Genomic DNA, 756 nt, shown 5'->3' on the forward strand with positions numbered 1-756 from the left:
CCCCATTCGGACATCCCCGGATCAAAGCCTGCTTACGGCTCCCCGAGGCGTTATCGTTGTTCGCCACGTCCTTCTTCGGCTCCTGGCGCCTAGGCATCCTCCGTGTGCTCTTATTAGCTTAACCAAAACGCTTCGGTATATATTTTCGCGTTCCGTTGTGCTTCGCACAAAGGTCACTTTGAAAACATATACGCTCCGCTTGTAGCTAACCTAAAAGATTAAAGATCGATTAAGATCATCTTTAAGGATGATTCAGCATTTGTTGCTTGTTTCGATATCCAGTTTTCAAGGAACAATGTTGCAACTTGGATCGACTTTCAGCGATCTCAGTTGTCAACCTTGATTGTTTTCGCTGCCGTAATCGGCAGGAAGATCATCTTACCACAGTCACCATTGCCGTTCAACCGGTAATGCTTTCCGTGAAAGTTTCAATGGTGGAGCCAAGCGGGATCGAACCGCTGACCTCCTGCTTGCAAGGCAGGCGCTCTCCCAGCTGAGCTATGGCCCCAAACTAATATTCATTTATGGTGGGCCCTAGTGGACTCGAACCACCGACCTCACCCTTATCAGGGGTGCGCTCTAACCAGCTGAGCTAAGGGCCCTCATGATGAACCGCTTATAGCGGTTTAGCTTGGCGACGTTCTACTCTCCCAGGACCCTGCGGTCCAAGTACCATCGACGCTGGAAGGCTTAACGTTCGTGTTCGGGATGGGTACGCGTGGTTCCCTTCCGCCATCATCACCAAACTAATCGAAA

2 tRNA genes and 2 rRNA genes are annotated in these 756 nt (G+C 50.4%); all 4 read right to left on the reverse strand.

The annotated features are described in order from the left end of the window. Positions 1–124, reverse strand: a 23S ribosomal RNA gene (locus tag ACFQI7_RS37825); the annotation flags it as partial. A 308-nt stretch (positions 125–432) separates the two neighbouring features. Further along, a tRNA-Ala gene (locus ACFQI7_RS37830) sits at positions 433–508 on the reverse strand. A 17-nt stretch (positions 509–525) separates the two neighbouring features. Continuing rightward, positions 526–602 (reverse strand) — tRNA-Ile (locus ACFQI7_RS37835). A 27-nt stretch (positions 603–629) separates the two neighbouring features. Continuing rightward, positions 630–746: ribosomal RNA gene (gene rrf, locus ACFQI7_RS37840) — 5S ribosomal RNA — on the reverse strand. Between the last annotated feature and the right edge of the window lie 10 nt (positions 747–756).

This window comes from Paenibacillus allorhizosphaerae, assembly GCF_042659105.1.
Taxonomy (GTDB): domain Bacteria; phylum Bacillota; class Bacilli; order Paenibacillales; family NBRC-103111; genus Paenibacillus_G; species Paenibacillus_G allorhizosphaerae.